Source organism: Enterobacter cloacae complex sp. EB5, assembly GCF_031432835.1.
GTDB classification, from domain to species: Bacteria; Pseudomonadota; Gammaproteobacteria; order Enterobacterales; family Enterobacteriaceae; genus Enterobacter; species Enterobacter hormaechei_C.
In genome coordinates this window covers 3,492,047-3,514,084 of sequence record NZ_CP133860.1, presented here as the reverse complement: position 1 = coordinate 3,514,084, position 22,038 = coordinate 3,492,047, and the positions used below count along the sequence as shown (strand labels likewise).

21 protein-coding genes are annotated in these 22,038 nt (G+C 56.3%); 9 read left to right on the top strand and 12 right to left on the bottom strand.

The features are described 5' to 3' along the window. Positions 1 to 16: 16 nt before the first annotated feature. The gene (gene zipA / locus RHN82_RS16935; RefSeq protein ID WP_047053228.1) at positions 17 to 1,012 is read right to left on the bottom strand and encodes a cell division protein ZipA; all 996 of its coding nucleotides are present in this window, start codon (positions 1,010 to 1,012) and stop codon (positions 17 to 19) included. A gap of 229 nt (positions 1,013 to 1,241) precedes the next feature. Between zipA and cysZ the strand changes: the two genes are divergently transcribed. The 5 genes from cysZ to crr all read left to right on the top strand — a co-directional run bounded on the left by cysZ (position 1,242) and on the right by crr (position 6,036). Beyond that, positions 1,242 to 2,003, top strand: a complete 762-nt coding sequence (cysZ, locus tag RHN82_RS16930; protein ID WP_006811452.1) for a sulfate transporter CysZ — start codon at positions 1,242 to 1,244, stop codon at positions 2,001 to 2,003. A gap of 163 nt (positions 2,004 to 2,166) precedes the next feature. After that, entirely contained in the window at positions 2,167 to 3,138 is a 972-nt protein-coding gene (cysK, locus tag RHN82_RS16925) for a cysteine synthase A (RefSeq protein WP_006811453.1), read from the top strand. Between the two features lie 317 nt (positions 3,139 to 3,455). Beyond that, a complete protein-coding gene (ptsH, locus tag RHN82_RS16920; protein ID WP_000487600.1) occupies positions 3,456 to 3,713 on the top strand; it encodes a phosphocarrier protein Hpr in 258 nt (85 codons plus the stop codon). A 45-nt stretch (positions 3,714 to 3,758) separates the two neighbouring features. After that, the gene (ptsI, locus tag RHN82_RS16915) at positions 3,759 to 5,486 is read left to right on the top strand and encodes a phosphoenolpyruvate-protein phosphotransferase PtsI (protein WP_006811455.1); all 1,728 of its coding nucleotides are present in this window, start codon (positions 3,759 to 3,761) and stop codon (positions 5,484 to 5,486) included. Between the two features lie 40 nt (positions 5,487 to 5,526). After that, on the top strand, positions 5,527 to 6,036 hold the full coding sequence (gene crr, locus RHN82_RS16910) for a PTS glucose transporter subunit IIA (RefSeq protein ID WP_003861316.1): 510 nt from the start codon (positions 5,527 to 5,529) through the stop codon (positions 6,034 to 6,036). Between the two features lie 44 nt (positions 6,037 to 6,080). Here the strand turns inward: crr and pdxK are convergent, their stop codons facing one another. The 10 genes from pdxK to RHN82_RS16860 form a co-directional block, all read right to left on the bottom strand. Then, on the bottom strand, positions 6,081 to 6,917 hold the full coding sequence (gene pdxK / locus RHN82_RS16905) for a pyridoxine/pyridoxal/pyridoxamine kinase (protein WP_047053225.1): 837 nt from the start codon (positions 6,915 to 6,917) through the stop codon (positions 6,081 to 6,083). 5 nt (positions 6,918 to 6,922) lie between these two features. Then, complete coding sequence (cysM, locus tag RHN82_RS16900) at positions 6,923 to 7,834, bottom strand: cysteine synthase CysM (RefSeq protein WP_047053223.1); 912 nt, start codon at positions 7,832 to 7,834, stop codon at positions 6,923 to 6,925. A 118-nt stretch (positions 7,835 to 7,952) separates the two neighbouring features. Further along, positions 7,953 to 9,047, bottom strand: coding sequence for a sulfate/thiosulfate ABC transporter ATP-binding protein CysA (gene cysA, locus RHN82_RS16895; RefSeq protein ID WP_017383477.1), 1,095 nt, complete (start codon positions 9,045 to 9,047; stop codon positions 7,953 to 7,955). Next, positions 9,037 to 9,912: a sulfate/thiosulfate ABC transporter permease CysW gene (cysW, locus tag RHN82_RS16890; protein ID WP_047053220.1), complete on the bottom strand. Its 876-nt coding sequence runs from the start codon at positions 9,910 to 9,912 to the stop codon at positions 9,037 to 9,039. Before cysW ends, cysA begins: the two co-directional genes overlap by 11 nt. Next, positions 9,912 to 10,745 (bottom strand): sulfate/thiosulfate ABC transporter permease CysT, encoded by an 834-nt coding sequence (cysT, locus tag RHN82_RS16885; protein ID WP_047053218.1) that lies wholly within the window; start codon positions 10,743 to 10,745, stop codon positions 9,912 to 9,914. Before cysT ends, cysW begins: the two co-directional genes overlap by 1 nt. Then, positions 10,745 to 11,758, bottom strand: coding sequence for a sulfate ABC transporter substrate-binding protein (locus RHN82_RS16880; protein ID WP_047053216.1), 1,014 nt, complete (start codon positions 11,756 to 11,758; stop codon positions 10,745 to 10,747). The genes cysT and RHN82_RS16880 overlap by 1 nt, the downstream gene beginning before the upstream one ends. A 161-nt stretch (positions 11,759 to 11,919) precedes the next feature. After that, positions 11,920 to 12,819: a Dyp-type peroxidase gene (locus tag RHN82_RS16875; protein ID WP_045344323.1), complete on the bottom strand. Its 900-nt coding sequence runs from the start codon at positions 12,817 to 12,819 to the stop codon at positions 11,920 to 11,922. Between the two features lie 92 nt (positions 12,820 to 12,911). Next, positions 12,912 to 13,487 (bottom strand): RpoE-regulated lipoprotein, encoded by a 576-nt coding sequence (locus tag RHN82_RS16870; protein ID WP_015572220.1) that lies wholly within the window; start codon positions 13,485 to 13,487, stop codon positions 12,912 to 12,914. Positions 13,488 to 13,550: 63 nt separating this feature from the next. Then, positions 13,551 to 14,000 carry a DUF2919 domain-containing protein gene (locus RHN82_RS16865; protein WP_047053213.1) on the bottom strand — a complete coding sequence of 150 codons (450 nt, stop codon included), beginning with the start codon at positions 13,998 to 14,000 and terminating at the stop codon, positions 13,551 to 13,553. Next, the gene (locus RHN82_RS16860; RefSeq protein WP_003861292.1) at positions 13,987 to 14,412 is read right to left on the bottom strand and encodes a GNAT family acetyltransferase; all 426 of its coding nucleotides are present in this window, start codon (positions 14,410 to 14,412) and stop codon (positions 13,987 to 13,989) included. Before RHN82_RS16860 ends, RHN82_RS16865 begins: the two co-directional genes overlap by 14 nt. A 212-nt stretch (positions 14,413 to 14,624) precedes the next feature. Here RHN82_RS16860 and amiA point away from each other — a divergent pair, with 212 nt between their 5' ends. Then, a complete protein-coding gene (gene amiA, locus RHN82_RS16855) occupies positions 14,625 to 15,500 on the top strand; it encodes an N-acetylmuramoyl-L-alanine amidase AmiA (RefSeq protein WP_045345542.1) in 876 nt (291 codons plus the stop codon). After that, positions 15,500 to 16,399, top strand: a complete 900-nt coding sequence (gene hemF, locus RHN82_RS16850; protein WP_045348947.1) for an oxygen-dependent coproporphyrinogen oxidase — start codon at positions 15,500 to 15,502, stop codon at positions 16,397 to 16,399. The genes amiA and hemF overlap by 1 nt, the downstream gene beginning before the upstream one ends. A 79-nt stretch (positions 16,400 to 16,478) precedes the next feature. Here hemF and maeB read toward each other — a convergent pair whose 3' ends face one another. Beyond that, positions 16,479 to 18,758 (bottom strand): NADP-dependent oxaloacetate-decarboxylating malate dehydrogenase, encoded by a 2,280-nt coding sequence (gene maeB / locus RHN82_RS16845; protein WP_003863546.1) that lies wholly within the window; start codon positions 18,756 to 18,758, stop codon positions 16,479 to 16,481. A gap of 286 nt (positions 18,759 to 19,044) precedes the next feature. Here maeB and tal point away from each other — a divergent pair, with 286 nt between their 5' ends. Both tal and tkt read left to right on the top strand, forming a co-directional pair. Continuing rightward, positions 19,045 to 19,995 (top strand): transaldolase, encoded by a 951-nt coding sequence (gene tal, locus RHN82_RS16840; RefSeq protein ID WP_017383484.1) that lies wholly within the window; start codon positions 19,045 to 19,047, stop codon positions 19,993 to 19,995. A gap of 19 nt (positions 19,996 to 20,014) precedes the next feature. Continuing rightward, the gene (gene tkt, locus RHN82_RS16835) at positions 20,015 to 22,003 is read left to right on the top strand and encodes a transketolase (protein WP_047053210.1); all 1,989 of its coding nucleotides are present in this window, start codon (positions 20,015 to 20,017) and stop codon (positions 22,001 to 22,003) included. The last annotated feature ends 35 nt before the right edge of the window (positions 22,004 to 22,038 follow it).

The following is a 22,038-nucleotide window of genomic DNA, read 5'->3' as shown; positions in this document are numbered from 1 at the left end:
GAAGTTAACGCGACGATTACGCGTTCGCTTCCTTAACTTCGCGGATGCGGTCCTGATATTCGCGCAGTTTCTGCGGCGTCATCATTCGACGCTGATCGTCGAGCACCACACCGCCCACTTCGTCGGCGATGTGCTGAGCAGACTGTAGCATCAGCTTAAAGTTTTGCAGCTCGTCACCGTAGGACGGCACCTGCATAAAGATCGTAACGCCCGGCGTGACGAAATCACCGGTCATTTCCGGATCAAACGTGCCTGGATTGACCATATTGGCCAGGCTAAACAGCGCCGGACCGCTGCCGTCAGGACTCAGGTGGCGATGGAAAATATTCATGTCGCCGAACTTGAAGCCTGCCTGTTGGATGCTGTTAAGCAGCACATCACCGTTCAGATGGGTGCCATGATGAGCAGCCACGTTCATGATGATCACCGCTTCTTTACGCTGCGGCTTTTCAACAACCGGTTCTGGCTCTGCGACCGGCTCTGGCTCAACGCGCGGAGCGGGCTGTGGCGCAGGCGGTTCAGGCTGCTGCTGCGGTTGTTGTACCGGCTGCGGCTGCTGAACAGGCTGTGGCTGATGCACTGGCTGTGCAGGCTGTTGCACAGGTTGCGGCTGTACAGGCTGTGGCGCAACGGGCTGCTGTTGCACAGGCTGCTGCGGCGGATGACGAACAGGTTCTTCCACTGGCGGCGGCGCTGGCTGGCGCGGCTGGGCAGAGGCATACGGTGGTTGATACTGGTGCTGCGGAGCGCGGGGGGCTTCATGCTCTCCATGCGCTGCGCCGGGCGCAGTATTGACCCGATGAACACGAACTTCACCCACGCCGTCGTCGTCAGGACCGTCGATGTCGTCTTCAACGTCATCGTCGTCACGACTGGACTTCATGCGCTTCAGTGGACGATCGCGAAACATAGAGGAACGCTCTTTACGGCTGGTCCAGAAACCATGTACCAGTAAAGCGATTATGGCGATCGCGCCAACAATGATTAATATCAGACGCAAATCCTGCATCATTATATTCTCTGTTGTTCTAACACCTTGCCACCACGGCAAACATTTACTCACTAAGAGTATTTGCCGTTTACGTCAAGTGCAAGTGTATGCAGAGCATTCACAGCATAAAGATGAGCTAAATCGTGCTTTTTGCTGGTTTTTCGAACATTTCCGAACTGGTCATTAGTCCGTAACTGGATAATATAGGCGGGCAATTCCACTGGTTGTGTAAAAAGGAGTACAGCCTGGTATGGTTTCAACATCTTCTTCTGCCCCACGCAGCGGGGTCTGGTACTTTTCTCAGGGCTGGAAACTGGTCTCCCTGCCGGGCATTCGACGCTTCGTTATTTTGCCGTTGCTTATCAACATTATTCTGATGGGGGGCGCGTTCTGGTGGCTGTTCACCAGACTGGAAAGCTGGATCCCTTCCCTGATGAGCTATGTGCCGGACTGGTTACAGTGGTTGGACTACCTGCTCTGGCCGATTGCGGTTATCTCCGTGCTGCTGGTTTTCGGCTATTTCTTTTCGACGATAGCAAACTGGATAGCCGCGCCGTTCAACGGTCTGCTGGCCGAACAGCTGGAAGCGCGCCTGACCGGTGCGACGCCGCCTGACACGGGCGTACTGGGGATCGTGAAAGATCTCCCCCGCATCATGAAGCGTGAATGGCAGAAGTTCGCCTGGTATCTCCCGCGGGCAATTGTGCTGCTTATCCTTTACTTTGTACCCGGGATTGGCCAGACGGTTGCGCCCGTGCTGTGGTTCCTGTTCAGCGCCTGGATGCTTGCTATCCAGTACTGTGATTATCCGTTCGATAACCACAAAGTACCGTTTAAAGAGATGCGCACTGCCCTGCGCACTCAGAAGGTTGCCAACATGCAGTTTGGCGCGCTGACCAGCCTGTTCACCATGATCCCTTTCCTGAATTTGTTCATCATGCCCGTCGCCGTTTGCGGCGCGACGGCAATGTGGGTGGACTGCTACCGTGCTAAGCACGCGTTATGGAAGTAATGCAAAAATGTGTAAAAGAGGGGTGGCTTATGCCGCCCCTTATTCCATACTGATCCCCATTATTTCCTTGCAGCATATAGATATGCGATTTCCTTACTTCCCCATACCTGTTCAACAGGTATGCTGGGTCGGTATCCCAATTTCATACAGTTAAGGACAGGCCATGAGTAAGATTTATGAAGACAACTCGCTGACTATCGGTCATACGCCCCTGGTTCGACTGAACCGTATCGGTAATGGACGCATTCTGGCGAAGGTCGAATCTCGTAACCCAAGCTTCAGCGTTAAATGCCGTATCGGTGCGAATATGATTTGGGATGCTGAAAAGCGTGGCGTGCTGAAACCTGGGGTTGAGCTGGTTGAACCCACCAGCGGTAACACCGGTATTGCTCTGGCCTATGTTGCGGCGGCGCGTGGCTATAAGCTGACGCTGACTATGCCTGAGACCATGAGCATTGAGCGTCGTAAGCTGCTGAAAGCGCTGGGTGCGAACCTGGTCCTGACCGAAGGCGCAAAAGGCATGAAGGGCGCGATTCAGAAGGCCGAAGAAATTGTTGCCAGCGATCCGGCAAAATATCTGCTGCTCCAGCAGTTCAGCAACCCGGCCAACCCGGAAATTCATGAGAAAACCACCGGCCCGGAAATCTGGGAAGATACCGACGGTCAGGTTGATGTGTTTATCTCCGGGGTAGGCACCGGCGGTACGCTGACCGGGGTGTCTCGCTATATTAAAGGCACGAAAGGTAAAAAAGATCTGATTACCGTTGCCGTTGAGCCAACCGACTCACCGGTTATCGCTCAGGCGCTGGCAGGCGAAGAGATCAAACCTGGCCCTCACAAAATCCAGGGTATCGGCGCTGGCTTTATTCCAGGCAACCTGGATCTGAAGCTGATCGATAAAGTCGTCGCCATTACCAATGAAGAAGCCATCTCCACGGCGCGTCGCCTGATGGATGAGGAAGGCATTCTGGCGGGTATCTCTTCCGGTGCGGCGGTTGCGGCAGCGCTCAAACTGCTCGAAGACGAAACCTTTACCAATAAGAATATTGTGGTTATCCTACCGTCTTCGGGTGAGCGTTACTTAAGCACAGCACTGTTTGCCGATCTCTTCACTGAGAAAGAACTGCAACAGTGATGCCAGCATGTTAAAAACGCGTAAAAAAGCACCTTTTCAGGTGCTTTTTTGTGGCCTGCTTCAAAGTTTTACCCCTCCTGGCATTGCTTCACCCCGTTGGGTCTGGTATTTAAACCAGCAATTATTTTGATGCGCGAAATTAATCGGTGAACGAAATAGCGCTGCTGAATCGATTTTATGATTTGGTTCAAGTCTTGCTTTCACTGCATAATGTTTAATGACGATTGAAACGTCAGCGCTAACTATACAGGCTAAAGTTAAGTCGCCAGGCTAGACTTTAGTTCCACAACACTAAACCTATAAGTTGGGGAAATACAATGTTCCAGCAAGAAGTTACCATTACCGCTCCGAACGGTCTGCACACCCGCCCTGCTGCTCAGTTTGTTAAAGAAGCGAAAGGCTTCACTTCTGAAATCACTGTGACTTCCAACGGCAAAAGCGCTAGCGCAAAAAGCCTGTTCAAGCTGCAAACTCTGGGCCTGACTCAGGGTACCGTTGTTACCATCTCCGCTGAAGGTGAAGACGAGCAGAAAGCAGTTGAGCATCTGGTTAAGCTGATGGCTGAACTCGAGTAAGTTTACCGGGTTCTTTTCAATATCAGTCACAAGTAAGGTAGGGTTATGATTTCAGGCATTTTAGCATCCCCGGGTATCGCTTTCGGCAAAGCATTGCTGCTGAAAGAAGACGAAATCGTCATTGACCGGAAAAAAATTTCTGCCGACAAGGTTGATCAGGAAGTTGAACGTTTTCTGAGCGGTCGTGCCAAGGCATCTGCGCAACTGGAAGCGATTAAAACTAAAGCTGGCGAAACTTTCGGTGAAGAAAAAGAAGCCATCTTCGAAGGGCACATTATGCTGCTCGAAGATGAGGAGCTGGAGCAGGAAATCATAGCCCTGATTAAAGATAAAGGCATGACGGCCGACGCGGCTGCGCATGAAGTTATCGAAGGTCAGGCATCTGCCCTGGAAGAGCTGGACGATGAATACCTGAAAGAACGTGCGGCTGACGTACGTGACATCGGTAAGCGCCTGCTGCGCAACATCCTGGGTCTGGCCATCATCGATCTGAGCGCGATTCAGGACGAAGTCATCCTGGTTGCCGCTGACCTGACCCCGTCTGAAACCGCACAGCTGAACCTGAACAAGGTGCTGGGTTTCATTACTGATGCAGGTGGACGTACCTCCCACACCTCAATCATGGCGCGTTCTCTGGAGCTGCCAGCCATTGTGGGTACCGGTAGCGTTACCTCCCAGGTGAAAAACGACGACTATCTGATTCTGGATGCCGTAAACAATGTGGTTTACGTCAACCCAACTAACGATGTGATCGAGCAGCTGCGTTCCGTTCAGGAGCAGGTTGCTACCGAGAAAGCGGAACTCGCTAAACTGAAAGATCTGCCAGCCATCACGCTGGACGGCCATCAGGTTGAAGTGTGCGCTAACATCGGTACCGTACGTGACGTTGACGGCGCTGAGCGCAACGGTGCGGAAGGTGTGGGTCTGTATCGTACTGAATTCCTGTTCATGGATCGCGACGCCCTGCCAACGGAAGAAGAGCAGTTTGCAGCGTACAAAGCGGTTGCGGAAGCGTGCGGCTCGCAGGCTGTAATCGTCCGTACCATGGACATCGGTGGCGACAAAGAGCTGCCGTACATGAACTTCCCGAAAGAAGAGAACCCGTTCCTGGGCTGGCGTGCCGTGCGTATCGCCATGGATCGCAAAGAGATCCTGCGTGACCAGGTTCGCGCTATTTTGCGTGCCTCCGCTTTCGGTAAACTGCGCATCATGTTCCCGATGATCATCTCTGTTGAAGAAGTGCGTGCACTGAAGAAAGAGATCGAAATCTACAAACAGGAACTGCGTGACGAAGGTAAAGCATTTGACGAATCCATTGAGATCGGCGTGATGGTGGAAACACCGGCAGCCGCGACCATTGCGCGTCATTTAGCCAAAGAAGTTGATTTCTTTAGTATCGGTACCAATGATTTAACGCAGTACACCCTGGCAGTTGACCGTGGTAATGATATGATTTCACATCTCTACCAGCCAATGTCACCGTCCGTACTGAATTTGATCAAGCAAGTTATTGATGCTTCTCATGCAGAAGGTAAATGGACTGGCATGTGTGGTGAGCTTGCAGGCGACGAACGTGCTACACTTCTGTTGCTGGGTATGGGTCTGGACGAATTCTCTATGAGCGCCATTTCCATCCCGCGCATTAAGAAGATTATCCGTAACACGAACTTCGAAGATGCGAAGGTGTTAGCAGAGCAGGCTCTTGCTCAACCGACAACGGACGAGTTAATGACGCTGGTTAACAAGTTCATTGAAGAAAAAACAATCTGCTAATCCACGAGATGCGGCCCAATTTACTGCTTAGGAGAAGATCATGGGTTTGTTCGATAAACTGAAATCTCTGGTTTCTGATGACAAGAAAGACTCCGGAACTATTGAGATTGTTGCTCCGCTCTCCGGCGAGATCGTCAACATCGAAGACGTGCCGGATGTAGTGTTTGCTGAGAAAATCGTTGGTGATGGCATTGCTATCAAACCAACTGGCAACAAAATGGTTGCTCCAGTTGACGGCACCATCGGTAAAATTTTTGAAACCAACCATGCGTTCTCTATCGAATCCGATAGCGGTATCGAACTGTTCGTTCACTTCGGTATCGACACCGTTGAACTGAAAGGCGAAGGCTTCAAACGTATCGCGGAAGAAGGCCAGCGTGTTAAAGTTGGCGACCCGGTAATTGAATTCGATCTGCCGCTGCTGGAAGAAAAAGCGAAGTCTACCCTGACTCCGGTTGTTATCTCCAACATGGACGAAATCAAAGAACTGATCAAACTGTCTGGCAGCGTCACCGTGGGTGAAACCCCGGTTATCCGCATCAAGAAGTAATTCTTGCCGCACAGAAAAATGGCGCCTTCGGGCGCCATTTTTGTTTATGCAGGCAGGATAAGCTCGTCATAGCCTTTCGACTGCGTGTAGATCATAACGTCAGTCACCCGATCGCCCGCCATGCGAATGGCATCGGCAACGGTCTTCCCTCCCACAATGCCGCTGACCAGCTCTGAACAGAACAGATCGCCCGTTCCTTTCAGATCCGTCTCTACGCGCGGGTGCGCGCTTACGGTAACACCTTCTTCGCTCACCAGCACGACGTGGATATTCTGCGGATCATCAGCCACTGGCGCACTGGTGATCGCCACCCATTTCAGCGTGTCGGACAGCAGCCCCTGCGCGGCGGCAATAGCGCTCTCCGGCGTACGGCACGGTTTGCCGCTCAGCACTTCCAGTTCATACACGTTGGGCGTAATGCCCTGGGCCATCGGGAGCAGATGCTCACGGTAGGCTTCAGGAATATCCGGCTTCACGTACATCCCGCTGTCGATATCCCCGATCACCGGGTCAACCAGCACCAGCAGATCGGGATGTTGCACTTTGATTGCCTTTAGCCACTGCGCCAGCAGCGCGATCTGGCTGGCGCTGCCCATATAGCCGGTGGTGACCGCTTTAAGCTCGCGCAGGATCTCGCGCTCTTCCAGCGCCTTCAGGTAGCCGCTGAACCACTCGTCGGGGATCACCCCGCCGTAGAAGGTGTCGTAGTGCGGCGTATTGCTGAACAGCACCGTCGGCACGGCGGTAACGTTCAGCCGGTGGGTGCGAATATTCGGCACCGCGATGCTGTTTCCCACGCTGCCGTACACCACCTGCGACTGTACGGCGACAATATCGGTTTGCTGCGCCCGGGTGTTATCCCGGAATAAAATCATCTCCATGACGCTTAAATCCCCGCCCCCTGCGAATAACTCTCTTCACCAAAGACGCCGGTAGACAGGTAACGGTCGCCGCGATCGCAAATAATCGCCACGACCACCGCTCCTGGCGTGGACTCAGCCACCCGGATCGCGCCCGCTACGGCACCGCCAGAGCTGACGCCGCAGAAGATACCTTCACGCACGGCCAGCTCACGCATGGTATTTTCCGCCTCGCGCTGATGAATATCCAGCACCTGGTCCACAAGCTGCGCATTAAAGATGCCCGGCATATACTCCGCTGGCCAGCGGCGGATGCCTGGAATACTGCTCCCCTCTTCAGGTTGCAGGCCGACAATCGTCACCGGCTTCTCCTGTTCGCGCAGAAAGCGTGACACTCCGGTGATCGTGCCCGTGGTCCCCATGCTGGAGACAAAGTGGGTGAGGCGCCCGTCGGTTTGCTGCCAGATTTCCGGCCCGGTGGTGGTGTAGTGCGCGTACGGGTTGTCCGGGTTGTTGAACTGGTCGAGCAGCTTGCCTTCCCCGCGCTCCGCCATCGCTAACGCTAAATCTCGCGCCCCTTCCATCCCCTGCTCTTTGCTCACCAGAATCAGCTCGGCTCCATAGGCGCGCATGGCGGCCCGGCGCTCCTGGCTCATGTTATCCGGCATCAGCAGCTTCATGCGGTAGCCTTTCAGGGCGGCAATCATCGCCAGTGCGATACCGGTGTTACCGCTGGTGGCTTCGATCAGCACGTCGCCGGGCTTGATTTCACCGCGCTTTTCAGCCTGGACAATCATCGACAGCGCCGCCCGGTCTTTTACCGACCCCGCCGGGTTATTGCCTTCAAGTTTGACCCAGATTTCGCTGCCGTTATCAGGCCCCATGCGCTGAAGTTTGACCAGAGGGGTGTTGCCGATGGTGTGTTCGAGTGTATTCACGATTTTTACTCAATAAAAAAGCCGGGTGGCGCTTAGCTTACCCGGCCTACAAGACGCAGTGATAACTGTAGGCCCGGTCAGCGCAGCGCCACCGGGCGATAAACATACTAATAACCTATCAGGCTGACTCCGCCAGAGCAATATCCTCGCGCGTCTCGATACGCTCGTTGCCATGATAAATGCGCGCGTGTTGCAGCCCCACAAACAGGCGCTCCCCCCTGTGTGGCGGCACGTCGTCACGCATAACCACGGTCAGCGGCTCGGTGTACCAGCCCAGGGGCTGTACCACCAATTGGGTGTAGTGGCCTTTAGGGCTAGCTTCCAGCACCTGCACCGGAAGCGGTGAATCCAGGCTGGTACGGCGGCTGACGTCCACTTCCCACGGACGCAGGAACAGATCCACCGGCCCCTGATGCGCGGAGGTATACCCCAGCGGCCAGCGGTGCGCGCCAACGTGGAACTGACCGCCGCGAATGGTGCCCTGAAGGCGGTTGACTTCCCCCATAAACTCCAGCACAAAGCGGGTCGCCGGTTCACGCCAGAGCTGCTCTGGCTCGTCAACCTGCTCAATGTTGCCCTGACTCATCACCACCACGCGGTCGGCCACTTCCATCGCCTCTTCCTGATCGTGGGTCACGAAAACGCTGGTGAACTGGAGTTCCTCATGCAGCTGACGAAGCCAGCGGCGCAGCTCTTTTCGCACCTGCGCATCCAGCGCGCCAAACGGTTCGTCCAGCAGCAGAATTTGCGGTTCAACGGCTAACGCACGCGCCAGCGCCACGCGCTGCTTCTGCCCGCCGGAAAGTTGAGCCGGAAAGCGGTCCGCCAGATGCGCAAGCTGCACCATCTCCAGCAGTTTGGTCACTTTCGCTTTGATGGCGGCGGCATCCGGACGTTCACGACGCGGCAGCACGGTCAGGCCAAACGCAATGTTGTCGAATACCGTCATGTGGCGGAACAGCGCATAATGCTGAAATACAAAGCCCACTTTACGGTCGCGGGCGTGCAGACGGCTAACGTCCGTACCGTGGAAGCGGATATGTCCACTGGTCTGGTGTTCAAGCCCGGCGATAATGCGCAGCAGCGTGGTTTTTCCGGAGCCAGACGGCCCCAGCAGCGCCACCATTTGTCCGGAAGGGATATCCAGCGAGATATCATTCAGCACCTGGGTGCGACCAAAAGACTTCTTAATATTGGCAATCTCAATGCTCATGATTTCCCTCCTGATGCTGACGTTTTTCCTGATTCTCTAAACGCCACTGCACCACACTCTTCAAAAACAGGGTCAAAATGGCCATCAGCGTCAGCAACGCTGCGGCAGTAAACGAGCCGATGGTGTTGTAGTCCTGCTGTAATAATTCAATCTGTAACGGCAGCGACAGGGTTTCGCCGCGAATCGAGCCGGATACCACCGACACCGCGCCAAATTCACCGATCGCACGGGCGTTGGTCAGCACCACGCCGTAAAGCAGCGCCCAGCGGATATTCGGCAGCGTGACGCGGCGGAACATTTGCCAGCCGGAAGCGCCGAGCAGCACCGCGGCTTCATCTTCATGGCTGCCCTGGCTGAGCATCACCGGCACCAGCTCGCGCACCACGAACGGACAGGTGACAAAGACGGTCACCAGCACCATCCCCGGCCAGGCGAACATGATTTGCAGGTCGTGCTCATCCAGCCAGCCGCCCAGCGGGCCATTGGAGCCGTAGAAGAGCAGATAAACCAGACCCGCCACCACCGGAGACACCGCAAACGGGATATCCAGCAGGGTCAGCAGCAGCTGACGCCCCGGGAAGTTAAAGCGCGTTACCAGCCAGGCCAGCAATACGCCAAACACCAGATTCACCGGGACGGTGATCAGGGCAATCATCACCGTCAGCCAGATGGCGTGGAGCATGTCCGGATCGGCCAGGTTTTGCAGCGCGGGCATAATCCCTTTGCTGAAGGCCTGCACGAAGATGTACACCATCGGCACGACGAGAATGAATGCGGAGACCAGCACGCCGGTACCAATCAGAAACCATTTGCCCCAGTTGATGCGGGGCGCGTCATAGCGCTTCAATTGCGTAACTTCCGCCATCAGTGACCTACCACACGTCGACCAAAGCGACTTTGCAGAGTGTTAATCGAGAACAGCAGCAGCAGCGACGCGGCAAGGATCACCGAGGCAATCGCGCTCGCCGCCGGATAATCAAACTCCTGCAAACGGACAAAAATCATCAGCGAGGTCACTTCGGTTTTCCACGCGATGTTCCCGGCGATAAAAATAACCGCGCCAAATTCACCGAGGCTGCGGGTAAAGGAGAGCGCCACCCCCGCCAGCAAGGCCGGAGAAAGTTCCGGCAGCACAACCTTACGGAAACTCTGCCAGCGCGTGGCGCCCAGGGTTTCCGCGGCCTCTTCGTATTCGGGGCCTAACTCTTCCAGCACCGGCTGTACGGTACGCACCACAAACGGGATGCTGGTGAAGGCCATCGCCACCGCGATACCGATCCAGGTATAGGTCACTTTAATATCAAACTTCGCCAGCCATTCGCCGTAAAAGCCATTCACGGAGAACAGCGACGCCAGCGTCAAACCGGCCACCGCCGTTGGCAGGGCAAACGGCAGATCCATCAGGGCGTCGAGCAGCGTGCGGCCCGGGAAGCGATAGCGGGTTAAGATCCACGCCATCAGCAGGCCAAACACGCCGTTAAAAATCGAGGCGACAAACGCCGACAGCAGCGTAACTTTATAGGCCGCCACTACCTGCGGGTTGGTGACCACGTCCCAGTACTGGGACCAGCTCATCTCAGCGAGCTGCATCACCAGCGCGCTGAGCGGCAACAGCAGGATCAGGCAGACGAACAGCAGGCTGGTCCCGAGGCTTAAGGTAAAGCCCGGCAGCACGCGTTTTGTCGAGACTGCAAACATTACTTACGCCCCGCCGCCAGCAATTTGTCTAACTCACCGCCGCTGGCAAAATGCGTTTTCATCACCTCAGGCCAGGCGCCGAAATGATCTTCCACGCGGAACAGCTCGGTTTGCGGGAATTTGTCTTTCAGCTTGTTCATCACGTCCGGATTATTAACGCGGTAGTAATAGTCAGTAATCACCGTCTGCGCCTGCGGGGTGTACAGATAGTTGAGATAGGCTTTTGCCGCTTTCTCAGTGCCGTTGGCTTTGACATTTTTATCCACCCACGCCACCGGGAACTCGGCCAGAATGTTGGTTTTCGGGATAACCACTTCGAAGCCCTGCGCCTCGTACTGTTTACGAATATTGTTTACTTCGGATTCAAAGCTGATCAGCACGTCGCCCAGCCCGCGCTCGGCGAAGGTGGTGGTTGCGCCCCGGCCGCCGGTATCAAACACTTCGACGTTTTTCAGGAACTGGGTCATAAACTGTTCGGTTTTCGCTTTATCGTTACCGTCAGCTTTGTCCGCCGCGCCCCACGCCGCCAGCCAGGTATAACGTGCGTTGCCGGAGGTTTTCGGATTCGGGAAGATCAGCTTGACGTCAGAACGCACCAGGTCATTCCAGTCGTGAATGTTTTTCGGGTTGCCCTTGCGCACCAGGAAGCCCATGGTGGAGTAGAACGGTGAACTGTTGTTCGGCAGGCGGCTCTGCCAGTCCGCCGGGATCAGCTTGCCTTTGTCGTGCAGGATCTGCACGTCCGTGACCTGGTTGTAAGTCACCACATCCGCTTTCAGCCCCTGCAAAATGGCCAGCGCCTGCTTGGATGAACCGGCGTGAGACTGCTTGATGGTCAGCTTGTCGCCGTTGTTCTCTTTCGCCCACTGCTGTTCAAATGCGGGATTAAGGGCAGCAAACAGCTCGCGCGAAACATCATAGGAACTGTTCAGCAACTCGGTTGCCTGCGCCTGCGCCACCAGCAGTAAACCTGCCAGTGCCAGCGATCCTTTTTTCAGTACAGTAACGGCCATTGCGCACCCTTATAAATGTGATGACTATCTTATAGTCATAATATTTATAACGGAGTCTAAAGGAGTAACGGTTTTATATACCGTTTGGTGATTTAGAAGCAGAAAAGGGAATAAGGCATTAATCCCCTCTCCCCCGTGGGGAGAGGGCTAGGGTGAGGGGGTTACAGCGCCAGCAGGCGCTCAACGGACGGCGCGAAGTAGTAGCCGCCGGTCACCGGACGGGTGAAGCGCAGCATGGCGTCACGCTTGCCGTCGGTATCGCCAAACATGCTCAGCAGCTGCTGTTCGATGTTGTAAAGGCGCGCACAGTAAGCGCAGAAGTACAGGCCGTGCGTACCGCTCGCGGTGCCGTACGGCAGGCTCTGGCGAACAATCTTCAGCCCCTTACCGTCTTCTTTAAGGTCAACGCGGGTCAGGTGGGACGTGACCGGACGCGCATCGCCGTCAATCTCTTCATTGGCGTCTTTGGTGCGGCCAATCATCATCTCCTGGTCATGCACGCTCATGCGGTTGAGCTGCCTGAGGTTATGCTCCCAGCGCTGGACGAACACGTAGCTGCCGCCCGCGTCCACGCCATCCTTGATTACAGCCACCTCGCGACGCGTCTCTTCCCCGGCCGGGTTTTCGGTACCGTCGACGAAGCCGCTCAAATCGCGCTCTTCCACCCAGCGGAAACCGTGGATCTCTTCCTGCACGTCGATGCTGTCACCAAAGGCCTCAATCGCTGCCTGAGCGACGGAAAAATTCACGTCGTGGCGCAGGGAGAGGATATGGATCAGGACGTCATACTGGGTGGCGGGCGCAAGACCTTTGCCATAAGGAATAAAGTCTTTCAGCTCTTCTGCGCCTTCGCCGCCGCTCAGCTGACGCCAGACGGTATTGCCAAAGGCAACCACCGCGCCCAGATGGGCTTCGGGGAATTTGGCCTGGAAGGTGGCCAGTTTATCAACGAAAACTTTGCTGGCCGCGCGCAGGGCATCCACGTCCCCTTTGACGTTGGCTTCAATCCAAATCGCCGCGCGGCAATGTTCTGGCAAAATGCCACTCTGAACCTGAGACATCGCTCCTCCTGAAATAAAGATGCCACGTCAGCGTGGCATTGATGGCGGCTATTATACCTGGATTTCAGCGAGGCGGCTTGCTCAGGCGCAAATTACTGCTTCCAGATAATTTTGCTCACTTTCCATTTTTTCAGGGTGTCGTCAGACGGCATTAACCCTTCCGGACCGTTCCAGGTGCCGCTGAATACATAGCTAATGTGCTGGCTGCCGTCGGCCTTACACTCGACCGCCACGCTGTCATCCGACGGCACACTGGCGCAGTGGCCAAACGCTTTCTGATAGAGTTCGCCAAACGGCGTACCTACTTTCACGCCACCTGAGGTCGGGATCTCTTCATCCATCACCGCAATTCGGTTGACCGTACCTTTATCGCCGTTGATGACCATCGCCACCTTGTCGTCTTTCAACGCTTCGAAATAGCGCACGATGTTGCCGTTCTCGGTTTTCATCCCGCTGCGCAGGCGATAATCACTGCCGATGGCCTCCTGAATGGCATCCTGATCCAGCGCCGTCGAGGCGGTGATTTTGCCCACGCCCTGCTCGGTCACTTCCGTTGAGGAGCCAAACCAGTTCCACGGATAGGCCGCAGACCAGTTGATGGATGAGAGCGTGGAACAGCCGGTTAACGCCAGCGGGAGAGCGCATAAAAGTAAACGCAGCGATTTCATTGAGACGTCCTTACGTAGTAAATCAACGCTTGTTGGAGTGCAGTATCGGCAAAAAGTGCCGTTTTAATCTGACTCTTGCGTAAAACAGGCGCGTAAACGGGGATTCGTGACCAGCCACAGCAGCGCGACAATATCCGCCACCACCAGCGCAATCCCGTTACCGGAAAGCGGCTCGCCGTACAGCCAGAGTACGGGTTGCCAGGCCAGGAGCACAACCTGCGCAAGAATCAACAGCCAGCGAAGCGCGCGCCAGAAGCGCGGGAGGAACTGCCGCCGACCGCTGCACAGGAACACCAGCACCGCCGGTACACCGGGCAGTAACCCCAGCCAGAACGCATCGTGATCGGGATAAAAAAGATTCAGTAGCGTATCGCCCTGCCCGCGCGACGCGCCAGCCATCACGAACAGCACCCAGGTGCGGGCCTGCAACAACAGAACGCACCAGAACAAAAAAGGCAGACGCAGACGACCGTGAACATCATAGTCGCCAGGGTGGAACTCAGTACTCTTCATCTTCGATCAGGCGCTTACCCAGCGTCAGTACATCCGCGTGCTCGTAGCCCAGACGTTCATACATGCCCAGCACCACGTCGTTATCTTCCCGCACCATAATCTGGATTTTCGGGCAGCCACGGGCGATCAGCTTCTTTTCCAGACGGTTAAGCAGCGCGTTGGCGATGCCGCGCGCGCGGTATTCCGGGTGCACACCCAGATAGTAGGCCGATCCGCGGTGGCCGTCGTACCCGCCCATTACCGTCCCGACCACCTCGCCGTTGACCTCAGCGACCAGAAACAGACTGACGTCGTGATTCACCTTCCGTTCGATGTCCATTTCCGGATCGTTCCACGGACGCAGCAGATCGCAGCGCTCCCAAAGGGTGATCACCTCTTCGAAATCTTCCTGGCGAAAAACGCGTATCTCCATGGTATTAACCGCCTTTTCGGGTTTAAAAACAGTGATTATGGCGTGAACAGGGCATTTAGCCAATAACCGGGGAAAAACTCGCCAAAATTTGGCATAATGTCACTTTGTCACGTATTGAAATGAAAAGTAAAACAATTCTCAATAAGGAATGTCGTCACGCAAAACGCGATACGATATAACACCAGGACCCCAATTTTTACAATTCAGGCCGCATGAGCACATTCAAACCATTAAAAGCACTCACATCGCGTCGTCAGGTTCTCAAAGCGGGGCTGGCGGCCTTAACGTTAACGGGCATCGCAAAGCAGGCTCAGGCAAAAGAAGAGAGCACGCTTAAAACCAGTAACGGACACAGCAAGCCGAAAACCAAAAAAGCCGGCGCAAAGCGTCTGGTCATGCTCGATCCGGGCCACGGCGGGATCGACACCGGCGCCATTGGCCGAAACGGGTCGAAAGAAAAACACGTCGTGCTGGCAATTGCAAAAAATGTGCGCGCAATTTTACGCAGCAACGGCATTGACGCCCGCCTGACGCGCACAGGCGACACGTTTATCCCGCTGTACGATCGCGTGGAGATTGCCCACAAGCACGGCGCCGACCTGTTTATGTCCATTCACGCGGATGGCTTCACAAACCCTTCCGCCGCAGGCGCCTCGGTGTTCGCCCTATCCAACCGTGGCGCCAGTAGCGCCATGGCGAAATACCTCTCCGATCGCGAAAACCGGGCGGATGAGGTGGCCGGGAAAAAAGCCACCGACAAAGACCATCTGTTGCAGCAGGTTCTGTTTGATCTCGTGCAGACCGATACCATCAAAAACAGCCTGACGCTCGGCTCGCATATCCTTAAACGGATTAAGCCCGTGCACCGTCTGCACAGTAAAAGCACCGAGCAGGCCGCGTTTGTGGTGCTGAAGTCCCCGTCCATTCCGTCCGTGCTGGTTGAAACCTCGTTCATTACCAACCCGGAAGAAGAGCGTTTACTCGGCACCACGGCGTTTCGTCAGAAGATCGCGAACGCCATCGCCTCCGGGGTTATCAGTTATTTCAACTGGTTCGATAATCAAAAAGCACACTCCAGGAAACGTTGATGAAACCGAATGCACAGCTGGTCAAAACGTTCCTGATGCAGCTACAGGACGCGATTTGCCAGAAACTGGCCGCCGCAGACGGCGGTGAATTCCAGGAAGACGCCTGGCAGCGCGACGCGGGCGGCGGCGGGCGCAGCCGCGTGCTGCGTAACGGCGGTATTTTTGAACAGGCCGGGGTTAACTTCTCCCACGTCCACGGTGATGCAATGCCAGCGTCCGCCACGGCGCATCGGCCTGAACTGGCGGGCCGCAGCTTCGAGGCGATGGGCGTCTCGCTGGTGGTGCATCCGCATAACCCGTTTGTGCCAACCAGCCACGCCAACGTGCGCTTTTTCATCGCGGAAAAACCGGGAGCCGATCCCGTCTGGTGGTTTGGCGGCGGTTTCGACTTAACGCCTTACTATGGCTTCGAAGAGGACGCCGTGCACTGGCACACCACCGCGCGCGACCTCTGCCTGCCGTTTGGCGAAGACGTTTACCCGAAATACAAAAAGTGGTGCGATGATTATTTCTATCTGAAGCATCGCGACGAGCAACGCGGCATCGGCGGGCTGTTCTTTGACGATCTCAACACGCCGGATTTTGATACCGCGTTCAGCTTTATGCGCGCAGTGGGTGAAGGCTTTACCGACGCCTATCTGCCAATTGTCGAACGCCGCAAAAACACCGACTACGGCGTTCGCGAGCGTGAGTTCCAGCTGTACCGCCGCGGGCGCTACGTGGAGTTTAATCTGGTATGGGATCGCGGGACGCTGTTTGGCCTGCAAACCGGTGGGCGCACGGAGTCCATTCTGATGTCGATGCCGCCGCTGGTGCGCTGGGAATACAGCTTTGAACCCAAAGAAGGCAGCCCGGAGGCTGCCTTGCGTGAGTTTATTCGGGTTCGGGACTGGGTGTAACTGCCGGATGGCGCTGCGCTTATCCGGCCTACGAGTCCCGTAGGTCGGGTAAGCGAACGCGCCACCCGACACGCAGCGCTTACAGCGGCTGCGTCTGCGCCTCAACCACCGCCAGCGCCACCATGTTGACGATACGACGCACGGAGGCAATCGGCGTTAATACATGTACCGGTTTTGACACCCCCATCAGCACTGGCCCTACGGTCACCCCTTCAGAACTCGACACGCGCAGCAGGTTATAGCTGATACGCGCCGCTTCTACGTTCGGCATAATCAGCACGTTCGCCGAGCCTTTCAGCGGGCTGTCCGGCATACGTTCATTACGAATGCTCTCCACCAGCGCGGCGTCGCCGTGCATCTCGCCGTCGATCATCAGCTCCGGCGCACGCTCGCGCACCAGGTCCAGCGTCTGGCGCATTTTGCACGCCGCCGCGGATTTAGATGACCCGAAGTTAGAGTGCGACAGCAGCGCCACTTTCGGCTCGATACCAAAGCGGCGCACGGTTTCCGCCGCCATCACGGTGATTTCCGCCAGCTCCTCCGGGGAAGGATCGTCGTTGACGTAGGTATCGGCGATAAAGGTGTTCCCGCTTGGCAGCAGCAGCGCGTTCATTGCGCCGGCAGTATGGACACCCTCGCGATAGCCGAAGATCTCCTGCACCACGCTGAAATGCTCATGGTACTCGCCGATGGTGCCGCAGATCAGCGCATCCGCCTCACCGCGATGAACCATGATCGCGCCGATCACCGTGGTGTTGCTGATCACCGCCCGCTGCGCCTGCTCCTGGGTGATCCCGCGACGCTTCATGATCGAATAGTATTCGTTCCAGTACTCTTTGAAGCGTGGATCGGATTCGTTATTGACGATCTCAAAGTCGACGCCCGGCTTAATTTGCAGACCCAGCTTCTGAATACGCATCTCGATCACGCTTGGACGACCAATCAGGATCGGTTTCGCCAGCCCTAAGGTGATCAGCTCCTGCGTGGCATGCAGCACGCGCGCCTCTTCCCCTTCCGCCAGCACCACGCGCTTCGCGTCAGCGCGCGCCTGGGAGAAGATCGGCTTCATAAACAGGTTGGTTTTGTAGACGAACTCGGTGAGTTTATCGACGTAGGCATCGAAGTCTTCAATCGGCCGCGTCGCCACGCCGGAGTCCATCGCCGCTTTTGCCACCGCTGGCGCGATCTTCACGATCAGACGCGGGTCAAACGGTTTAGGGATGATGTAGTCCGGGCCGAAGCTCAGATCCTGATCGCCGTAGGCGGAGGCCACCACTTCGCTCTGCTCGGCGTGCGCCAGCTCTGCGATAGCATGAACGGCGGCGAGCTTCATCTCTTCGTTGATTGCCGTAGCGCCAACGTCCAGCGCACCGCGGAAGATGAACGGGAAGCAGAGCACGTTGTTCACCTGGTTCGGGTAGTCCGAACGTCCGGTACAGATGATAGCGTCTTCGCGCACTGCCTTCGCCAGCGGCGGCAGAATTTCCGGCTCCGGGTTCGCCAGGGCCAGGATCATTGGCGCGCGCGCCATCTTCTGCACCATCTCCTGGGTCAGCACTTTCGGGCCTGAACAGCCGAGGAAAATGTCAGCACCTTCAATGACGTCTTCAAGCGTGCGCTTGCCGTCGTCTTCCACCGCATAGGCCGCCTTGGTTTCCGCCATGTTTGGCTCACGGTCTTTGTAAATCACGCCTTTGGAGTCGCAGACCACAATGTTGTGTTTCTGCATGCCCAGCGCCACCAGCAGGTTCATACAGGCGATGGCCGCGGCGCCCGCGCCGGAGACCACCATGCGCACGTCGGAGAGGTTTTTCTCCACCACACGCAGACCGTTCAGAATGGCGGCGGTACTGATGATCGCCGTGCCGTGCTGGTCGTCATGGAACACGGGAATGTTCATACGCTCGCGCAGCTTCTGCTCGATATAGAAACATTCCGGCGCTTTGATGTCTTCCAGGTTGATGCCGCCGAAGGTCGGCTCCAGCGCCGCCACCACGTTGATGAATTTATCCGGGTCCAGTTCGTCCACTTCAATATCGAAGACGTCGATACCGGCAAATTTCTTAAACAGAACGCCCTTCCCTTCCATCACCGGCTTACCGGCCAGCGCGCCAATGTTTCCTAACCCCAGTACCGCCGTACCGTTAGAGATCACGGCCACCAGGTTGCCACGGGCGGTGTATTTGTACGCTGCCAGCGGATCTTTTTCGATTTCAAGGCACGGAGCGGCTACGCCTGGCGAGTAGGCCAGCGCCAGATCGCGCTGCGTCGCCAGCGGTTTGGTCGGGGATACCTGGATTTTACCCGGAACAGGAAACTCGTGAAAATCGAGAGCGCTTTGTTTTAACTGATCATCCATCTTGTTATTCCTTTCACGTTTCGGTCAAAAAGGGTGATGTTGACGTTCCTATGCACACCCTGGTGTGCCGCATAGTATCGCCGCAGGCAGGCTCCTAAACTTTGAAGGCTGCCAAACTCTCACCATTGCAGAATAAAAATTGTTATCAATTTATAACAGCCATGTTACCCGTCTCAGACAGCAATGCCTCCCCCGTCTGCTATGCTTTTTTGTTAAGTCCATCATGATTTTCTCAGAAGTGTGACCTGACGCACTCGACTAACTCTTTTATTTCCAAGGAGTAATTATGAACCAGCTAGACGGCATCAAACAATTTACCACCGTGGTTGCAGACAGCGGCGACATCGAATCGATTCGTCACTACCAGCCGGAAGACGCGACCACCAACCCCTCGCTGCTGCTCAAGGCGGCCGGTCTTGCGCACTTTAGTCATCTGATTGATGACGCCCTTGCCTACGGCAAACAGCGCGGTAAAACGCAGGAGCAGCAGGTCGCCGAGGCCAGTGACAAGCTGGCGGTCAATATCGGTGCGGAAATTCTTAAAAGCATACCGGGACGCGTCTCCACCGAAGTGGATGCCCGCCTCTCATTCGACCAGGAAAAGAGCATTAACAAGGCTCGCCGCCTGGTGGAACTCTACCAGGAGCAGGGGATCGATAAGTCACGCATCCTGATCAAGCTTGCCTCCACCTGGGAAGGCATCCGCGCGGCGGAAGTGCTGGAGAAAGAGGGGATCCACTGTAACCTGACGCTGCTGTTCTCCTTCGCCCAGGCGCGCGCCTGCGCCGAAGCGGGCGTGTTCCTGATTTCACCGTTTGTCGGGCGTATCTACGACTGGTATCAGGCGAAACAGCCGATGGACCCGTATGTGGTGGACGAAGATCCCGGCGTGAAATCGGTGCGTAATATCTACGATTATTACAAGCAGCACCGCTACGAGACCATCGTGATGGGGGCCAGCTTCCGCCGCACCGAGCAGATCCTCGCGCTCGCGGGCTGCGACCGTCTGACCATCTCCCCAGACCTGCTGAAAAAGCTTCAGGAGAGTGAAGAGACGGTGATCCGCAAGCTGGTGCCAACCTCTACCGTTCTGCCGAAACCAAAACCCATGACCGAAGCGGAATTCCGTTGGGAGCACAATCAGGATCCAATGGCCGTGGAAAAACTGGCGGACGGCATCCGTCAGTTCGCCGTCGACCAGCGCAAACTCGAAGATCTTCTCGCCGCCAAACTTTAACCTTGCCACGGAGTGAACTATGTCCCGTAAAGAGCTCGCCAACGCCATTCGCGCCCTCAGCATGGATGCCGTACAAAAAGCCAATTCCGGCCACCCTGGCGCCCCCATGGGTATGGCTGATATCGCCGAAGTGCTGTGGAACGACTTCCTGAAGCACAACCCGACCGATCCGACCTGGTACGACCGCGACCGTTTTATTCTCTCCAACGGTCATGCCTCGATGCTGCTCTACAGCCTGCTGCACCTTTCCGGCTACGATCTGCCGCTTGAGGAGTTAAAAAACTTCCGCCAGCTGCACTCCAAAACGCCGGGCCACCCGGAGATCGGCTATACGCCGGGCGTTGAAACCACTACCGGCCCGCTGGGCCAGGGGCTGGCGAATGCCGTCGGCCTGGCGATTGCCGAACGTACGCTGGCCGCGCAGTTCAACCAGCCCGACCACGAGATTGTCGATCACTACACCTATGTCTTTATGGGTGACGGCTGCCTGATGGAGGGGATCTCCCACGAGGTCTGTTCTCTGGCGGGCACCCTGGGGCTGGGCAAGCTGATTGGCTTCTACGATCACAATGGCATCTCCATTGACGGGGAAACCGAGGGCTGGTTTACCGACGACACGGCGAAACGCTTTGAAGCCTATCACTGGCACGTGGTGCACGAGATCGACGGTCACGATCCTGAGGCGGTGAAAAAAGCGATTCAGGAAGCGCAGAACGTGAAGGACAAACCGTCCCTGATCATCTGCCGCACCACCATCGGCTTCGGCTCGCCGAACAAAGCGGGCAAAGAAGAGGCGCACGGCGCGGCGCTGGGTGAAGAGGAAGTGGCGCTGACCCGCCAGAAACTGGGCTGGAAACACCCGGCCTTTGAGATCCCAAAAGAGATCTACAAGGCCTGGGATGCTCGCGAAACAGGTGAAAAAGCGCAGCAGGCCTGGAACGAGAAGTTTGCCGCCTACAAAAAAGCGTACCCGGAGCTGGCGGCTGAGTTTACCCGCCGCATGAGCGGCGGCCTGCCGGAAGACTGGGAAGAGAAAACCCAGGCGCTGATTGAAAATCTGCAATCCAACCCGGCAAAAATTGCCACCCGTAAGGCGTCACAAAACACCCTGAACGCGATTGGCCCGATCCTGCCCGAACTGCTGGGCGGCTCGGCGGATCTGGCGCCAAGTAACCTCACCATCTGGTCCGGCTCTAAATCTCTGAAGGAGGACATTGCCGGGAACTACATCCACTACGGCGTGCGCGAGTTCGGGATGACCGCCATTGCCAACGGCATCGCCCACCATGGCGGCTTCGTGCCGTACACCGCCACCTTCCTGATGTTTGTCGAATATGCCCGTAACGCGGCGCGTATGGCGGCCCTGATGAAGGCGCGGCAGATCATGGTGTATACCCATGATTCCATCGGGCTGGGTGAAGATGGGCCGACGCACCAGGCGGTGGAGCAGCTGGCGAGCCTGCGCTTAACGCCAAACTTCAGCACCTGGCGTCCGTGCGATCAGGTTGAAGCGGCAGTGGGCTGGAAGCTGGCTGTAGAGCGTCATAACGGACCCACGGCGCTGATCCTGTCGCGCCAGAACCTGGCGCAGATTGAACGCACGCCGGAGCAGGTGAAAAATATCGCCCGCGGCGGGTACATCCTGAAAGACAGCGGCGGCAAGCCGGACGTGATCCTGATCGCCACCGGTTCCGAGGTGGAAATCACGGTAAAAGCGGCGGAGAAACTGACCGCCGAGGGTCACGCGGTGCGCGTGGTTTCCCTGCCTTCAACGGATATCTTTGATGCTCAGGATGAGGCGTACCGCGAATCGGTGCTGCCTTCCAACGTCGCGGCGCGCGTGGCGGTTGAAGCTGGCATTGCCGACTACTGGTACAAATATGTGGGTCTGAAAGGGGCGATTGTCGGGATGCATGGTTACGGTGAATCCGCCCCGGCCGACAAGCTGTTCCCGTATTTCGGCTTTACCGTTGAGAACGTGGTGGAGAAGGCGCTGAGCGTGCTGTAGTGCGATCTGCGTTGCCCGGTGGCGGCTACGCCTTA